Origin of the sequence: Gordonia sp. p3-SID1431 (genome assembly GCF_025143765.1) — a bacterium.
Lineage (GTDB): Bacteria > Actinomycetota > Actinomycetes > Mycobacteriales > Mycobacteriaceae > Gordonia > Gordonia hongkongensis.
Genome location: NZ_JAMBDT010000001.1, coordinates 171,554 through 187,511 on the forward strand (window position 1 = coordinate 171,554; position 15,958 = coordinate 187,511).

The 15,958-nt window shown below is 68.7% G+C and carries 9 protein-coding genes; 2 read left to right on the forward strand and 7 right to left on the reverse strand.

Translation table 11 applies throughout. The features are described 5' to 3' along the window. Positions 1–104: 104 nt before the first annotated feature. Genes M4D77_RS00895 through M4D77_RS00925 form a run of 7 tightly spaced genes read right to left on the reverse strand, consistent with a single transcriptional unit; the run spans position 105 to position 13,016 of the window. On the reverse strand, positions 105–1,439 hold the full coding sequence (locus tag M4D77_RS00895; protein ID WP_226512345.1) for a lysine N(6)-hydroxylase/L-ornithine N(5)-oxygenase family protein: 1,335 nt from the start codon (positions 1,437–1,439) through the stop codon (positions 105–107). Continuing rightward, positions 1,436–2,980, reverse strand: coding sequence for a pyridoxal-dependent decarboxylase (locus M4D77_RS00900; protein WP_259935328.1), 1,545 nt, complete (start codon positions 2,978–2,980; stop codon positions 1,436–1,438). Before M4D77_RS00900 ends, M4D77_RS00895 begins: the two co-directional genes overlap by 4 nt. Before the next feature lie 50 nt (positions 2,981–3,030). After that, positions 3,031–4,491, reverse strand: coding sequence for a condensation domain-containing protein (locus M4D77_RS00905; protein ID WP_259935329.1), 1,461 nt, complete (start codon positions 4,489–4,491; stop codon positions 3,031–3,033). Continuing rightward, entirely contained in the window at positions 4,479–6,815 is a 2,337-nt protein-coding gene (locus tag M4D77_RS00910; protein WP_159369983.1) for a penicillin acylase family protein, read from the reverse strand. The genes M4D77_RS00905 and M4D77_RS00910 overlap by 13 nt, the downstream gene beginning before the upstream one ends. 5 nt (positions 6,816–6,820) lie before the next feature. Further along, positions 6,821–8,635, reverse strand: a complete 1,815-nt coding sequence (locus tag M4D77_RS00915; RefSeq protein WP_259935330.1) for an IucA/IucC family siderophore biosynthesis protein — start codon at positions 8,633–8,635, stop codon at positions 6,821–6,823. 4 nt (positions 8,636–8,639) lie between these two features. Continuing rightward, entirely contained in the window at positions 8,640–9,248 is a 609-nt protein-coding gene (locus M4D77_RS00920) for a GNAT family N-acetyltransferase (RefSeq protein WP_226512348.1), read from the reverse strand. A 57-nt stretch (positions 9,249–9,305) separates the two neighbouring features. Beyond that, positions 9,306–13,016, reverse strand: coding sequence for an amino acid adenylation domain-containing protein (locus tag M4D77_RS00925; RefSeq protein ID WP_259935331.1), 3,711 nt, complete (start codon positions 13,014–13,016; stop codon positions 9,306–9,308). A gap of 378 nt (positions 13,017–13,394) precedes the next feature. Here M4D77_RS00925 and mbtM point away from each other — a divergent pair, with 378 nt between their 5' ends. Further along, on the forward strand, positions 13,395–15,044 hold the full coding sequence (gene mbtM / locus M4D77_RS00930) for a long-chain-fatty acid--ACP ligase MbtM (protein WP_078111733.1): 1,650 nt from the start codon (positions 13,395–13,397) through the stop codon (positions 15,042–15,044). A gap of 105 nt (positions 15,045–15,149) precedes the next feature. After that, positions 15,150–15,896: a siderophore-interacting protein gene (locus M4D77_RS00935; RefSeq protein ID WP_058251359.1), complete on the forward strand. Its 747-nt coding sequence runs from the start codon at positions 15,150–15,152 to the stop codon at positions 15,894–15,896. Positions 15,897–15,958: the final 62 nt, after the last annotated feature.

Sequence of the window (15,958 nt, forward strand, 5' to 3'; positions counted from 1 at the left end):
GAGCAGGCGACGAGCGCAGCGAGGAGCCGTGTCGAAGCCACTTCGCAACAACGACAACGGCCCGAGCCGCACGTGGCGAATCGGGCCGTGAGCCGGCGAGCGGGTTACGGCGCGACGATGTCGTCGTCGTCCGAGGCGCCGAAACTGGTGAACGCGGTGTGCTTGGGCAGGCGGTAGGCCTCGCGGCCCAGCACGGTGTTCAGGATGCGTGCGTTGCGGACCGCGCCGATGTCGAGGTTCGGGGCCGAGACGCCGTGCGCGTGCTCCTCGGCATTGGCGACGAAGATCCGGTTGGTCAGGGCGTCGTCGGTCTCGATCTCGTGGTTGGCGCCGATGACCAGGCGTCCGCGCGAATCCCGGTGCAGCGCAGACTCGATCGGGGCCAGGAAGTCCGCCCTGCGGGCCTGGTAGCCGGTACTGGCGATGACCATGTCGGTGGTGTGGGCCAGCTCGGAGCCGGTGTCGAGGTGACGGCCGCGGACCCGGAGCTTGCCGTCGGCGAGGGTGTCGATGCCCTCGACCTCGACCGAGATCCGCAGCTGCACCGGGTTGAGCTTGTCCTGCAACTGGCGCCGGTACAGCAGGTCGTGCAGACGCTCCAGGGTATCGGTGGAAATGCCCTTGTGGAACTGCCAGTGCTGCGGGCGAACCCGATCCCGCGCGGCCTCGGGAAGGCTGTGGAAGTAGTCCATGTAGGCCGGCGTGGTCATCTCCAGCGAGAGCTTCGTGAAGTCCAGCGGCGCGAACCACGGTGTGCGCGTCCACCATCGGACCGCGGGGCCGCCGCGTAGGTTCGCCTCCAGCAGATCGATGACGATCTCGGCACCCGACTGGCCGGAGCCGATGACGGTGACGGTTTCGGCGGCGAGCGCCTTCTCCTGGTTGAACAGGTAGTCGGAGCTGTGGACCACCGCGGGCGAATCCGACGAGAGTGCCTGCGGGACGAGCGGTTCGGTGCCGATGCCGACCACCACGTGTCGTGCGATCACCGTCGAGGAGCTCGCGCCGGTGTGCACGGTCACCCGGAACGCGTCGGCCTCGGCGTCCCAGGCCACGTCGTCGACGGTGGTGCCCCACCGGAGCGAGTCGAGCCGGGACACGCACCAGAGCAGGTAGGCCTCGTACTCGATGCGGGTCGGGAAGAAGTCCTCGCGTACCAGGAACCGGTACATGCGATCGATGTCGGCCATGTAGTTCAGGAACGACAGCGGATGGGTCGGGTCGACGAGCGTCACCAGGTCCGACAGGAAGCTCACCTGGAGGGTGGCGTCGTCGAACATCAGGCCCGGATGCCACCGGAACTCGTCTCGCGAGTCGACGACCAGGAGGTTCACGTCGTCGAGCGTCGAGGCGAGCGCGGCGAGGCCCAGATTGAATGGGCCGCAACCGATCGCGAGTACGTCTACGTTCTCGACAGTGGTCTTCTCTTCTGGGGTCATTCGGACACTCTCACCATTTCTTCACTGTGGACTTCCGCGCCGGGTGCGGCGGTGCCTTCCGACTCCACCTCGAGCGCGACGCGCAACAGTTCGTCGAACAGCTCGTCGATGTCGCTCTCCGAGGTTTCCGGGTTGAGGAGGGTCAGCTTCAGGCAGGTCTGGGGCTCTTCCTCACCGGGCACCCGGACCTGGGTACGGCCGATGAGTGCCTTGCCGTCGGCGATCAACCGACGCCGCAGTTCGCCGTTGACCGCGTCGAGATCGGTGCACCGATACCGGAACACGACGGTGGTCAACGTGACCGGTGCGATGAGCTCGAGCTGCAGTTCGGTGGCGATTCGCTGTTCGGCGTACACCGCGAGGTCGTTGCACTTGTCGAGCATGTCACCCAGAATGCGGCGTCCGTAGGCGAGCAGGGTCGCCGCGACCTTGAGGACGTCGGGACGTCGCGTCGTCTGCAGCGTCTGACCCAGGAGGCCGCTGTACCCGGCCTCCACGTCGTCGTCGGGGTTGAGGTAGGCCACCGAACGGTTCAGGGACACGAAGCGATCGGCGTCGGACAGCAGCATGAGGCTCGCGGCCGCCGGCTGCCAACCGACCTTGTGCAGGTCGAGGGTGACCGAGTCGGCGCGTTCGACGCCGGTGAGCAGACCGGCGAGGCGGTCGGAGAACAGCGAGCCGAATCCGTAGGCGGCGTCGACGTGCATCCAGATCTCGTGCCGCTCGGCGATGTCGGCGATCTCCCCGAGCGGGTCGACGGTACCGAAGTCGGTGGTGCCCGCGGTGGCGACGATCGCCAGCGGGGTCGCCGCGCCGGCCTCGCGGATGGCCGTCTCCAGCGCCTCCGGGATCATCCGGTGATGCGAGTCGACCTCGACCGGGATGACCGCGGTCTCGCCCAGCCCCAGTGCCGCACAGGCGCGGTGAACCGAGAAGTGCGCCACGCGCGAGCAGAAGACGACCGGGCGGTGCAACGCGCCGACGCCGTCGTGCCGCACGTCGATGCCCCGCCGGGCAGCGGTGTGGTCGCGAGCGATCATGAGCGCCAGCAGATTCGAGATCGATCCACCGGGACTGAAGACACCGCCGGCATGTTCGCCGAACCCGGCCATACGAGCCAGCGACTGTACGGTCCAGGTCTCGAGCGCCAGTGTGGCCGGGCCGGAATCGTAGGTGTCGAGTGAGGCATTGGTGGCCGAGGCCAGGGCGTCGGCGGCGACCGCGACCGACAGCGGAGCGGGTTGCAGATGCGCCGCGGCCATCGGATGGGTGAGGTCCAGTCCGAACTCGGCCACCAGGCGGGCGAGTCGGGTCAGCGCCTCGGACTCGCCGATCCCGTTCTCCGGAACTCCGTGCGGGCCGAGTAGTGCCGTCACCCCGCCGAGCACCGCGACGGGGTCACCGCTCGGCAGCGGGGCGCCGTGATGGTCGTCGCCGACCGCGGCCGCGACCTCGGCCAAGCCGCGCCCGACGTCGGCCCAGCCATCGCCGGGACGGGCGAATCGCGAGGCACCCCATACGGACTGGCGGTCTTCGGACACTGAGTTCCCCCCTGTTGACTCTGGTGCGCGGTGGCGCGGTGGCAGGCCGGTCATCCGGCGCTGCCCTTCTGTGGTGCGCTCTCGGCGAGGGTTTCGACGAGTGCGGAGACGTTCTGGTGCAACGACGTCGGAATCAGATCGACGAGTGCGGTGAGTACTGCGGTGGCGCGGTCGGCCACCGTGTCGGGGACGATCCCCGGTTGGTGGTCGACCTCGACGTGGGTGCTCTCGTCGTCGGCCTCGAAGGCGATCGAGAGCGGGTAGTTGGCGATCCCGTTGAACACCGACCGGCAGGTGACCGGGGCGTCGGCGGGTTGCGGGATCCCGCGCAGCGGTGCGGGCCGGACCGACGCCATGATCTCGATGACGGGAAAACGGCCGCCTTGCTGTCGCAACGCGGTGAGGATCGGCCCGAAGTCGGTGCCGGAGTGTTCCATCGATCGGTAGATGACTGCGCCCGCGTCCCGGAGAGCCTGCTCGACGGTGGCGTCGGGGTCGATGCGGAACCGCATCGGGATGATGTTGCCGCAGTATCCGACGTTCTGGGGTGACTGCGTCCGACGACGGTTGTCGGCCGGCACCACCAGGACGTGATCGGCGGCGCCGGTCAGGGCATACGCGGCCAGCGAACACACGCCGATCAGCAACGCGTTCGGGGTGGCCCCGACGGTCTGGGCGACCCGGCCGAAAGCGGCCAGCGAGTCGGCCGCAACCGGGGCGGCGATCTTGATGCCGTCGCGGTCGTCCATCGGCGAGAGCCAACTGTCGGCGGCACTCTCGGTGGGCAACTCGCCGCTGAGCGGATAGCGGACGTCCTCGGCGGCCCAGGTCGTGAGGGCGTGGCGCACCGCGTCGTCGGCGGCCGCCGCGACGGCCGCGGAATCGGGTGTGACCGGGCGGGAGTCGGCGGTGACGTCCCCGGGCCACGAACCCGAGACCAGGGTGCCCAGCAGCAGCGGCCATGAGGTGTCGTCGACGGCGAGATGGTGGACGACGAGGATCATCGTGACGTCGCCGTCCGAACCCGAGACCCGAAGCCGGAGCGGCACATCCGACGTCAGATCGAATGGCGTGCGGGTCAGCGAGGTCGCGATCGCGTCGGCATCGTCGACGGGTCCGGTTGCCTCCGCGTCCGGCAGGCCCCAGGTCCACACCGTGCCCGATGCGTCCCACGATCCCGCGTGCGACACGACGCGGCGACGCGGCGTGCCCGCGTTGTCGACCTCGACCACCGATCTCAGGACCCCGAAGCGCTCGACGAGTAGTTCGGCGGAGTCGACGACCGATCGGAGCGTTCGCGTCCCGCCGAACTGCAGGACGAGTCCGATGTTGTGCGACACCGATTCCGGATCCAGGTCGTAGATCCGCCACATCCGCCGTTCGGCGGTGCCGAACTCGCCGAACGGCACGGAGGTCCTTGGTTCGTCAGCTGCGGCCGTGCGGGCGGGTTCGCCGGTCTGCGCGATTCGACGACGCAAGAGCGTCAGTCGCGCTTCGGTCAACGCGGGCATGGCTCCCTCTCGGTCGATGTGGCGGTGGACGGCGTCGACGCTGCTGCGGTCGTGCCACGCAACACATCCCAATCGCGGACGACCTCGATCAGCTCGCCCGCCGCCCACCGCGGCGCCTGGTCCTGGAAGTGATCGGAACGGGGATCACCGCTCACGCCCAGCGGGACGATCCAGCGGCTCGCCCCGCGGTCGGCGAGGTCCCACACGTAGCGTGCGGCGGCACCCGTGATGCACAGGTGGGTGCCGACCGCCGCGGCGTTGGCGAAGACGCACTCGGCGTCCCCCGCCAGGGGCAGGGGAGTCGGACGAAGGTTGGCGAACAGATCCGGGTGCTGCGGCGACGCGCCGACCAGGTCGAATCCGTGGATCGGTGCCAGGCGATGGACGCTGCCCCACGTGGGCGTCGAACCGAAGGTCCCGATCCGGGCCACCACGGCATCGAGGGCGGCGACCGCCACGGCCTCGATGTCGATGCCGATCCCCGCCGTGTTGGCGGCGACGGAGGTCAGCGCGGTCGCGAGACGGGGCTCGGGCACGAACCACGGCTGGAACACCGCCGGGAACCCGTGCGGCCCGCGCAGCGGCGCGAGCACGTCGGTACTCGCGACCCCGAGGACCAATTGGGTACGGAACTCGGCATAGAGGTAAGCGTCGGTGCTGTCGGCGGTCATCGACCGGTCCCACGCCACCAGGCGCTCCCGGATGCCTTCGGCCTGGGCGTCGGCGCCGCGTACACGTGACAGCAACTCCTGGACGACGGTCGCCTGCTCGAGCCGGACATCGGTGTGGATGTCGGCGCAATCCGCCGGAGTCACCGAACCGAGACCGTCGAGTCGCGCGGTGATCCGGTCGGCGCGGAACGGTTCGACGCACTCACTCGTGAGCGGTTGCAACGCAGGCACATCGGACATCCGCTGGTTGGCGGTGACGGTGATGTTGCTGCGGAGGGTCGCGTCGAAGCCGGGGTCACCGAGCGAACCCGCCTCGTATCCGCGCCACTGGTAGCGCTCGTCCCAGCCCGGGACCGGCAACCAGTAGTTCTCGGGCGCGCGGACCGGCACCCGGCCGGCCACGTGGGTGGCGACGGTGCCGTCGGCGTGGGCGATGACCGCGCGGTTGACCGGCTCGACCCACTTCGTCAGGGCTGCTTCGACATCGGCGACGGTGCGCACGAAGAGCAGGTCGATCGGCGCGTCGAAGGTGACCTCTTCGGTGAGCAGCGGGGACCGGATGCTCATCGCGAACGACTCGTCGGGGCCGCCGAAGACGACGGCACCGTTCGGGGTGGTGACGAGCTGCACGGCAACGGGTTCGGCATCCCGGACGAGGATCGTCTCGGTGCTCACCCCGGCCGGCACCCGCCCGCCGCCCGGTACCTCGACCAGGAGCGTGCCGGCCTCGTCGCGCGTCAATCGCTCGAGGTACAGATCCTGATAGTCACCCATGGCATTCGTGATGCCCCAGGCGATGTCGTCGCCCTGACAGAAGTGCGGGACTCCCGGGACGCCGGCAAAGGCGAACCCGGCCATGTCGAATGCTTCGTGCGGACCTGTCGAGGCGAGGTGGAACTGCTGATAGATGCCCGGCAGTTCGAGGAATCGATGCGGGTCGCCGGCGACGATGGGCGCACCGGTCGAACTCCGCTCGGCGGACACACCCCAGGCGTTGCTGCCCGACATCGGATCGCCGAGGTCCACCGCCGGGGCGGGTTGCTCGGGCGACGCCGGGCGGGTGATTGCGAGGATCTCCCCCAGGAACGCCTCATCGGGCATCGCAGGCACCGTGGGGTCGGTCTCCCGCGTCTCGAAGTCCCAGAACCGCAGCGCATCCTGACCGAGCGTGCGGCAGGCATGCAGGCGGAAGAGTTTCGTGGTGAACCGCCCGAAGAGCACGTGATGCATGATGAACACCGAGATCGGCGTCCACGGCCGCCACGGCAGCGGACGATGCGCCAACGCCTCGAGTTCCGGTGCGGCAGCCGGCGTCTCGAGGTCGCCGAGGGTGCTGTTCACGCCGTCGGCGTAGGCGGTGACCAGTTCCCGGGTGCGGGTGGACGATGCGTCGAAGATGCGTTTTGCCGCCACGTCGAGCTGGGCGCGGCGGGCGAAGGTGTCCCATTCGACGCAGCCGGCCCCGAAGACCTCGGCGGTACGTCCCTCGGCGCGCAGCCGCATGAACTCGATCTGCCAGCGCCGGTCCTCGCCGCATGCCCGGCCCTGTCCGTACAGAGCGCCGCGCGGCGTCGAGGCGAGGACGTGCGGGATGCCGTGGTCATCACGCAGGATCTCCACGTCGTCGGGTGCGTGGGTGCGGGTGGTGGTCATCTCCGTCACCGGTCCCTCGGCGGCGCAATCGGATTGACGAGCCGGTGACCCGCGTCGATCAGCGATGCGTAGGAGTCCTCGATGTCGACCATGCGCTTGTTGTTGCGCAGTTGCAGCCCGTTCATGTGCACCGCCCCGAACTCCGGTGCGAACAGATCCCAGCGAGCGAACCTGTCTTCCAGATCGGGGTGGGCGGCGACGAACTCACGCAGGCTCTCGGCCACCAGTGACCAGAACTCGTCGTCGCCGATGATGCCGTGCGTGTGCAGGATCTCGGCGAGTGGACGTAGGAAGTCGTCGAAGACGTCCGACAGCACACCCAGGTTGCGGATCTCGTCCGGTTCGGTGGTCCGGACGCGGGCGCAACTCTCCGGGAGTCCGTCCGCCTCGCCGAACACCGATACCTCCTCGCCGATGTCCTTGAGGATCGCTCGCACCGGGATGCCCTCGGCGAGAACGAGGATGAGGTTCTCCCCGTGCGGTGAGAACTTCAGCTCGTATCGGTAGAGCAGGTAGGCGATGGGGTGCAGATAGGTGCGCAGGTAGCGACGGATCCACTCGGTCGCGGGAACACCCGAACGGTCGATGAACGCGCCGACCAGTGGCTCCCCCAGGTGGTCGACGTGAAGCAGCGCGGCCATGGTCGACAGTTGCTCGTCGGCGGCTGCCAGCGGCACCGGGCTCTGTCGCCACAGCGCGGACAGGATCTTGCGGTACTCCGACCCCGGCTGCGTGATCGGCGTGAACGTCGGACTGCGGTAACCGATCGCCGCGACCTCGAAGATCATCTCGAAGCCGATCGCGGCGAGGTACTGGTCGTCGGCGACGAGTCCACGGACCCAGTTGTTGATCAGCGGCGTCGTCCGCATGTAGTCGGCCGACATCCCGCGTGTGAAACCCATGTTCACGATCGACAGCGCGACCTTGACGTAGTTGCGGGTCGGGGTGGTGGCGTTGAACACCGTGCGGATCGACTGCTGTGCCTGATAGAGATCGGGGCTCGTGCCGACCTCGACGATGCGCTGGTCGGCGATGTCGGCGGAGTAGAGCTTGCGTACCTTCTCGACCCACTGCCAGGGATGCACCGGGAGGTATCGGTAATCGGCCGGGTCACAACCGACTTCGCGCAGGGCGTCCCCGAAGTCGGACAGCGTCTCGGGTCCGAGCTCGTCGAGGAGCAGCGCGTCGTAGTCGACGTCGCTGACGGTGGCGACGTCACAGTCCTCGCGACGGACGGCGAGCCAGACGAGCCTGAAGTGGTTGCCCACCTCGGGGGCGTAGCGCTCGATGTCGTCCGCGCTGAACCCAAGACGGCCGGCGTTGGCGACGATGCACGGGTGCCCCTCCGTCATCGTCGCCTCGATGGTCTGGAAGTCGGCGTGAGCGAGATCCGTTGCTGGGATGCGTCGTTCGTCCGGACGGTCGGCGCTGATCGCCAGGGTGTTGATGAACTCCTCGAGGTACTCCGGCAGCGCCTGGGGACCGATCCCCAGGAACGGTGCCAGGTCGACGATCATCGCCACCGCGTCGATTGGGAGTTCGGCGCCGTCGCGCACACGACGCAGCGTCGACTCGTCGATCGCCCAGCTGTCCAGGGCGAGTCGGTCGGCGCGGAAGTGGTAGTCGGTGCGGCCGTCGGCGGAGGAGACGACGTACCCGTCGCCACTCGCCACCGGGGCGAGTGCCCGCTCGTGGGAGAACTCGGCGAGGATCTTCTTCGCGATCCTGGTGTGATACGTCTGGCGATGGCTTCGCGCACCCGACCCCCCGGCCGTGCGCGTCGCGAATCCCGGAATGGTCCCGATGTCCTGGAGAGTCAACGATCTACGCCCCCAGGTCCGTGACCTCGACGGGTCCGACGCACTTGCCGTTGTCGGTCACCTCGAGGAAGTCGGCTCGGGTGCAATAGCTCAGGTGCGCGGTCTTGTTCCCGACGGGGTAGTCGCCATCGACGCGGAAGCCGACACTCGCGTTGAGGCGGTGCACGGCCTTGTTGCGGACGTCGGGCTCGACGACGACGCGCGCGGCGCCGACCTCCAGGATCGCGGTCCGCATGATGTGCAACATCACCGCGCCGGTGAAGCCCGGCAGCGACTGTTCGGCGTGGGCGACCAGCAGGTGCATGCCGATGTCGCCGTCGGCGGGTACGTAACCGCTGGCGGGATCGGCGAGTTCGCTGGTGGCCGGGTCGTAGAGCTCGAACAGGAACTGCGGGCGCCCGTCGTGGTAGCCCAGGCGCATTCCGTGGGGCGTGCCGGCGGTGGCCTCGGCCGACTCGCGAATCATCTTCTCCACGTCGGCAACCGAGCTGTCGAGCATGTCCCAGTACTTGGCCTTGGGATGGGTGAGCCATCCGTGGACCGTCGCGGCGTGCGATACGTCGTCGAGGTCGACCGAGGTCAGGTCGTAGGTCGGGGCGGAGGAAATGGTCATGATGCCTTTGCTCTGGGAGGTGGTCGGTTGGTGTGCCGGAGAAGGTGCCGGATGCGGTCAGCCGCGCGCGATCTCGGCCTCCACCTGTTCGTCGGTGAGTTGCAGGACGTCGAGGAAGGTCTGTGCCACGAACTCGGCGCGTTCCCCGCCGAGTTCGGTGAGTCGTCCGGCGAGCCCCGCGATCGTCCGCCGGGAGAAGATGTCGGCGACCGAGAGGCCGGGTGCGTCGAGCCATTGGCGCGTCAGTGCGACCACCCGGGTGGCCTGGACGGAATCGCCGCCGAGGGAGATGAAGTCCTCGGTGACGCTCGCGGGCGGGGTCGGCAGGACCTCGCCGAAGATCAGGGTGAGGGCCTCTTCGACCGGGCCGCGCGGCGCGACCGCGTCGACGGCGTCGTCATCGGACCGGACGCCGGCGGCGATGGCCTTGCGATCATGCTTGCCGTTCGGCGTCAGCGGGAACCGGTCCAGGACCGTGATCGACCGCGGGACCATGTGCGGCGGAAGGGTTTCCGTCAACCGGACACGCAGGTCGGCGTCGTCCTCGGTCGATCCGTCGCTGAGTACCACCGCGGCACGCAGGTCGCGACCGTCGGACCAGGCGACGGCCGAGCCCACCCCGGTCAGACCCAGCAACCCGGCCTCGACCTCACCGAGTTCGACGCGGTACCCGCGGATCTTGACCATGTGGTCGGCGCGGCCCAGGAAGTCCAGGAAGCCACCCGGGAGGTAACGCGCGAGATCGCCGGTGCGGTACCAACGCTGGCCGTCGTGCTCGACGAAACGATCGGCGGTGCGCTCCGGATCGCCGCGGTAACCGTCGGCCACGCCGGCTCCGCCGATCCACAGTTCACCCGGCACGAGGTCGGGACGGTCGCGACCGGCGTCGTCGACGACCCGGCAGCGGACGCCGCGGAGCGGAATCCCGTACGGCACGAACGCCATTCCGGCCGGGACGGCATCCGCTTCGCAGATGGTGGAATGGATCGCCGTCTCGGTGGTCCCGCCGAGGCCGGCCACGCGACAATCCGGCAACTGTGCCCCGACACGCTCGAGCAGCGACACGTCGACCTTGTCGCCGCCCATGATGATCATCCGTAGCGACGCGGGCAGGGGGGCGAGATCGAGGAGCATGCCGAGGATCGACGGCACGCAGTTGAGCACGCTCACCGAGTGCTGGGTGAGCAGCCGCGCCCAGTCGTCGACCTTGGTCTGCTCGTCGTCGCCGGGCACGACGACGGCGCCGCCGACGGCGAGGAGGCCGAAGATGTCGAAGACCGAGAGGTCGAACTCCAGCGAGGACACCTGCAGACTGCGATCGTCGGCTCCGATCGCATACCGGTCGACGAGGTCGGTGATCGTGGCCACCGCGGCCCGGTGCGGAACCTGCACGCCCTTGGGCAATCCGGTGGAGCCCGAGGTGAACAGGACGTAGGCGAGGGCGTCGCCGCCGATCGCGACCGGGTCGACCGGATCGGTGCGTCGGGCGTCGTTCACCTCGAGCACGGTGGCTTCGGCAGAGGGCCAGGCGGCGGGTTCGGAGGTGAGGATCGCGGCCGGGGCGGCGACGTCGACGATGCGCTCGCGGCGCGCCCGGGGCTGGGTGGGGGCGATCGGGACGTAGGCCGCGCCGGCGGCGAGCACTCCGAGCGCGGCGACGACCTGGTCGCCGCCCTTGGGGAGGTGCACGACGACCGTGTCACCCGGTGTGACCCCGGCTGCGACCAGGGCTCCGGCGACTCGGCGGGCCTCGTCGGCCAACTCGGCATGGGTCCAGGTGCGTGTGTCGGACACGACAGCCGGTGTCCCGGCACGCTCGGCGGCGCGGGCGAAGAAGGTTCCGTGCAGGGTGCCGTCGAAGGTGTCGGTGGCCGGTAGTCGACTCTCCACCGAAAGGCGCTGTGCTCGAACCTCGGCCGTGATCGGGTCCGGCGCGGGTACATCCCACTCACCATCGACGAGGAGCCCGAGCAGACGGACGTAATGGTCGAACATCGAACGCGCGGTGGTGAGTTCGAGGTCGGAGGCGCGGACGTCCCAGTTGAGGAGCAGCCCGCCGGCCACCTCGGTCACCTGTGCGTCCAGCAGCACCTGCGGACCCTGCGAGACGATCCACGACGGATCGCCCAGCACGTCGGTTGCCTGTTGCGAGAACAGGTCTCCCAGTCCCAGCGCGCTGGTGAACACGATCGGCGAGACCACCGGTTCGCCCCGGTGGCGACTCAGTTCGCGAAGCACGTCCAGTCCGTTCATCGAACCGTGCGCGGCGGCCTCGTGCATCGATGTCCGCATCGATCGCGCACGTTCGGCGAGCGTCGCCGGCTCACTCAGGTCGACGCCCACGAGGATCGACGACGTGAAGTCGCCCACCACCCGCTCGACGTCCGGATGGACCTGTGGACGATCGAACAACGGCACGGTGAGCAGGAATCGCGATGTGGCCGAATGTGTTCCGACGGCTTCGGCGAACACTGCGGCCACCGCGGCCGCGGGGGTGACGCCGCGCCGGTGCGCGTGCTCCTCGAGTCGCTTCCAGTCCGACGCGGACACCGAATGGTGGAGGCGGACACTGTGCGGTTCGGCATCGCCGCGCATCGCCCGCTCGTCGAGCGGGAGTTCCGGCGGGCCGGGGAGCGTGGGAATGCGTTCGCGCCACCAGGTCACGTCGTCGTCGCGGATCTCCCGCGACGTGCGATCCGCGGTGATCGTCGCGAAGGTGACGCCGAGTTCCGGCAGGGACTCGCCGCGGTACAGGCGAGCGAAGTCGTCGACGAGGACGCGGTAGCTCATCGCGTCGGCGGCGATCATGTCGACGTCGAGATGGACACGGGTCGAGTTCCCCGGCAGCAGACTCAGTTCGGCGCGGATCACCGCTCCCTCGTCGACCGGCAGTGCGCGGTGGGTGCCGTCCGCGCGACGGGCCGCGAGGACCTGCTCGACCGTCTCCGATGTATGTTCCCGAAGGTCGTGCACCGCAATGGCTTCGGGGTGTGCCGGGCCGATCTCCTGGGTACCGTCGGGAAGCACTCGGACGCGCAGCATCGGGTGGCGTTCCAGCAGCGCGGCCATCGCCGAGGTGAAGCGGTCGGGATCGACGTCGGAACCGTCGAACTCGATGTAGAGGTGAGCGGCGACATTGCCGAACGCGTGGCTGTCCGACCTACCGATCCAGTAGGCGTGCTGCATCGGAGCGAGGGGGAACGGTCCTTCGGTCGGCTCCGATGACGAAGGTGCGATGTCGTCGGTGGTCGGCGCGGGTGTGCCGCCCAGCAACGCCGCCCACGCGGTGATGGTCGGTTGCGCGGCGAGGCGGGCGAAGTCGACGTCGAGGCCGCGTTTGCGCCAGGTGCCGGCCAGTCGCATCATCCGCAGCGAGTCGAGTCCCTGTGCGATGAGGTCCTGCTCGGGGTCGATCGACTCGGGGGTCACGCCGAGCGCCGTGGCCACCTGGTCGCGGATGTCCGAAATCGCGGCGGCGGCCGCGCCGGCACCGGCCGGGTTCGCGTCGCTCGGCCGACCGGCCGAGGAGCGCAGAAGTGCCGCCCAGGCCGTGACCGTGGGTTGTGCGGCGAGGCGGGCGAAGTCGACGTCGAGGCCGCGTTTGCGCCAGGTGCCGGCCAGTCGCATCATCCGCAGCGAGTCGAGTCCCTGGGCGATGAGGTCCTGCTCCGGGTCGATCGACTCGGGCGTCAGGCCGAGGGCCTCGGACACCTCGGCGACGATGTCGGCCGCGGTGACAAGATCCGTGGTCTGGGAATTCGTGGCCATCAGCCGGCGTGCCTCTCGCAGTTCGGTGACATGTTTACTCAGTCCGGGGAACCCGCATTTAGGGTAGGTTATACTAACTAACCGCTCCGCCCAATCTCTGGGCAATGTCGGCGAGGGCCCCGCGAGCCGACGCGAATTAGGTTAGCCTAAGTTTCGCGTATTGGTCTCATCGGATGACGCGGATCACGTAGTCGCGATGATCGACTCTGGGTCTTGTGTCCGAGAAAGATTAGGCTACCCTACCCAAATGGTGCGAGCAGTTGTGTTCGCCGAGACCAGCGGTCGGGGACGACCCGCGGTATGACAACTCGGTCGCTCACACGACCGGAAGACGATCAGACGACCGACGCCAGGTGCTGGCGAGAACGGGAAACGAGAATGTCGCAGAACAGCGTGATCCTGGAGGAAGCGGGCTCGACCAATGCGTTGGCGGCCACCGTTCGTGAGGCGATGCTGGCGGGGGATACGAGTCTGTCCGTCCTGGACTCCGACACCGGCGAGTGGGTGACGGCGCCGTGGCGCGAGGTCCATGCCCGCGCGGAGCAGATCGCGGTCCAGTTGCTGGCTGACAGCGAACTGCACGAGCCGCAGGCGCTCGGCCTCATCGGGGACCCCACGGTGGACCTGATCGCCGCCATCCAGGGCGCGTGGCTCGCCGGTGTTCCGGTCACCATCCTGCCGGGCCCCATCCGGGGGGCCGACGAGGAGCGATGGGCGCAGAACACCTACCACCGGTACGTGTCGATCGGCGTCGGCACCGTCCTCGGCAGCGGAGCCCAGCTCGACCTGCTGTCGAAGGTCGAGGGACGGCTGCACATCGCGCGAGTGGGCGAGTACGGCCTCGGCGCCGACACCACCGACTTCGTCGCCCGTAACGTCAACGGCAACACCATCGCCGTCCTCCAGGGAACCGCCGGATCGACCGGAGACCCCAAGACCGTCGCCCTGACGGCCTCGGCCGTCTACTCGAACGCCATCGAACTGGTCAGCCGGCTCGGCCTCCACCGCACCCGCGACACCGGGTTCAGCTGGCTGCCGCTCTACCACGACATGGGTCTGATGTTCCTGCTCGCCGGGATGACCACCGGCATCCCCGCCTACATCGTGCCGAACACCGCCTTCGCGGCGGCGCCCTTCAAGTGGATGCAGTGGCTCACCGAGACCAAGACGACCGTCACCGCGGCGCCGAACTTCGCCTACGACATCCTCGGCCGCTACGGCAAACTGCTGCGCGACATCGACCTCTCACACCTGCGCGTCGCGATCAGCGGCGGTGAGCCGATCGACGCCGATGCCTTCGACAAGTTCCTCGAGGCGACCGCGCCGTTCGGATTCGATCGTTCCGCCGCGGCACCCGCCTACGGTATGGCCGAATCCGCCTGCGCGGTGACGATGCCCGCGGTCGGCGAGGGGGTGCACTACGACGAGGTCACCGTGACCCCGCCCGGCGGTGGCGAGCCCATTCGCCGCCGGTACGCGATCCTCGGTAAGCCGCTGGGCGGCATGCAGGTTCGCATCGTCGAGCCGAATGTCGACGTCCCGGTCATCGACGGGCGCAACGTCGGACACGTGGAGATCCGCGGCGCGTCGATGATGCGCGGCTACCTGGGCGACGCCGATCTCGGTGCGGGCGAATGGTTCTCGACCGGCGACCTCGGTTACCTGATCGACGATCGGCTGGTGATCTGCGGCCGGGCCAAGGAGGTCATCATCGTCGCGGGCCGCAACCTGTTCCCGATCGAGATCGAGCGCGCGGCCGCCGAAGTCGCCGGTGTGCGTCGCGGCGGCGTCGTCGCCATGGCGCGGGGGGAGGGTTCGGCCCGGCCGGGCCTGGTGATCCTCGCCGAGTACAAGGGGTCCGATCCCGACCAGGCGCGTGCAGAGGTCAACTCCGAGGTCGCGTCGGCGTGCGGGATCATGCCCGCCGAGGTCATCTTCGTCGCGCCGGACTCGGTGCCGCGCACCACATCCGGCAAGATCCGTCGCCTCGAGGCCCGTCAGATGGTCGAGAACGGCACCTTCCAGTAGGTCCGGTTTTCCGTGGTGCGTCGTGTCATGCCGACGGTCACGAGAATGACAGTGTCTCCCCGGCCCGGACCCCGGGCCGGGGAGGCACTGTAGAGAGGTTCAGACATGAGCGAGGTATCCACGAAGGGGCGCGGCTGGCAGGGCGCCGTCATGAAGATCCTTGGCGGTGACGACTTCACCTTCACCCTCACCGGCAAAGAGGCGGTGACGGATCACTATCTGCGACTGCGTTTCCACGGTGGCGGGCTCCTCACCGGTTCCGCGATCCACCCGACCATGTGGGTGCGCCTCTGGTTCGCCGACGGTGGCAAGCTGCATCAGCGCGGTTACACGCTCGTCGATCCCGACCCGGCGACGGACACCTTCGACATCGAGTTCGCGATCCACGACGGCACCGCCGCCCGATGGGCTCAGGACGCACATGTGGGTGACGCCATCGGCGCGACCCTGATGGGCTCGAAGTTCGCGATCCCCGACCCCGCGCCGGCGGGATGGCTCGTCGCCGGTGACACCGCCTCGCTACCGGCGATCAACTCGCTGCTGGACTCGCTCGGCGACTCCGGGGCGGGTGCGACGATCTGGTTCGAGTATCAGCACGAGAGCGACAGGTCGCTGCCGCTGCGCGCCCGCGCGCAGGATACGGTGCACTGGCTTCCGCGTGAGCGCGACGGCGCGGCCCTCGTCGACGCGGTCCGATCCGCCGCCTTCGACGCCGCCGACCACTTCGGTTGGGTTGCACTCGATTCCACGAGCACCCGCACGGTCGCCGGATTGTTCAGGAACGATTATGGGATTCCCAAGAAGTCGGTGAAGTCGCAGGCCTACTGGATCGTCGGGAAGTCGTTCGCCTGACGGCGCCCCTGCTCCCTGAGGTGCGAGCGAAGCGAGCCTCGAAGGGCCTCGCGACGCATCTC

What these genes read in the sequence shown, in the direction of transcription:
- M4D77_RS00895 (WP_226512345.1), bottom strand. Translation starts at nt 1,439, where the DNA reads ATGACCCCAGAAGAGAAGACCACTGTCGAGAACGTAGACGTACTCGCG.
- M4D77_RS00905 (WP_259935329.1), bottom strand. Translation starts at nt 4,491, where the DNA reads ATGCCCGCGTTGACCGAAGCGCGACTGACGCTCTTGCGTCGTCGAATC.
- M4D77_RS00910 (WP_159369983.1), bottom strand. Translation starts at nt 6,815, where the DNA reads ATGACCACCACCCGCACCCACGCACCCGACGACGTGGAGATCCTGCGT.
- M4D77_RS00920 (WP_226512348.1), bottom strand. Translation starts at nt 9,248, where the DNA reads ATGACCATTTCCTCCGCCCCGACCTACGACCTGACCTCGGTCGACCTC.
- M4D77_RS00925 (WP_259935331.1), bottom strand. Translation starts at nt 13,016, where the DNA reads ATGGCCACGAATTCCCAGACCACGGATCTTGTCACCGCGGCCGACATC.
- mbtM (WP_078111733.1), top strand. Translation starts at nt 13,395, where the DNA reads ATGTCGCAGAACAGCGTGATCCTGGAGGAAGCGGGCTCGACCAATGCG.
- M4D77_RS00935 (WP_058251359.1), top strand. Translation starts at nt 15,150, where the DNA reads ATGAGCGAGGTATCCACGAAGGGGCGCGGCTGGCAGGGCGCCGTCATG.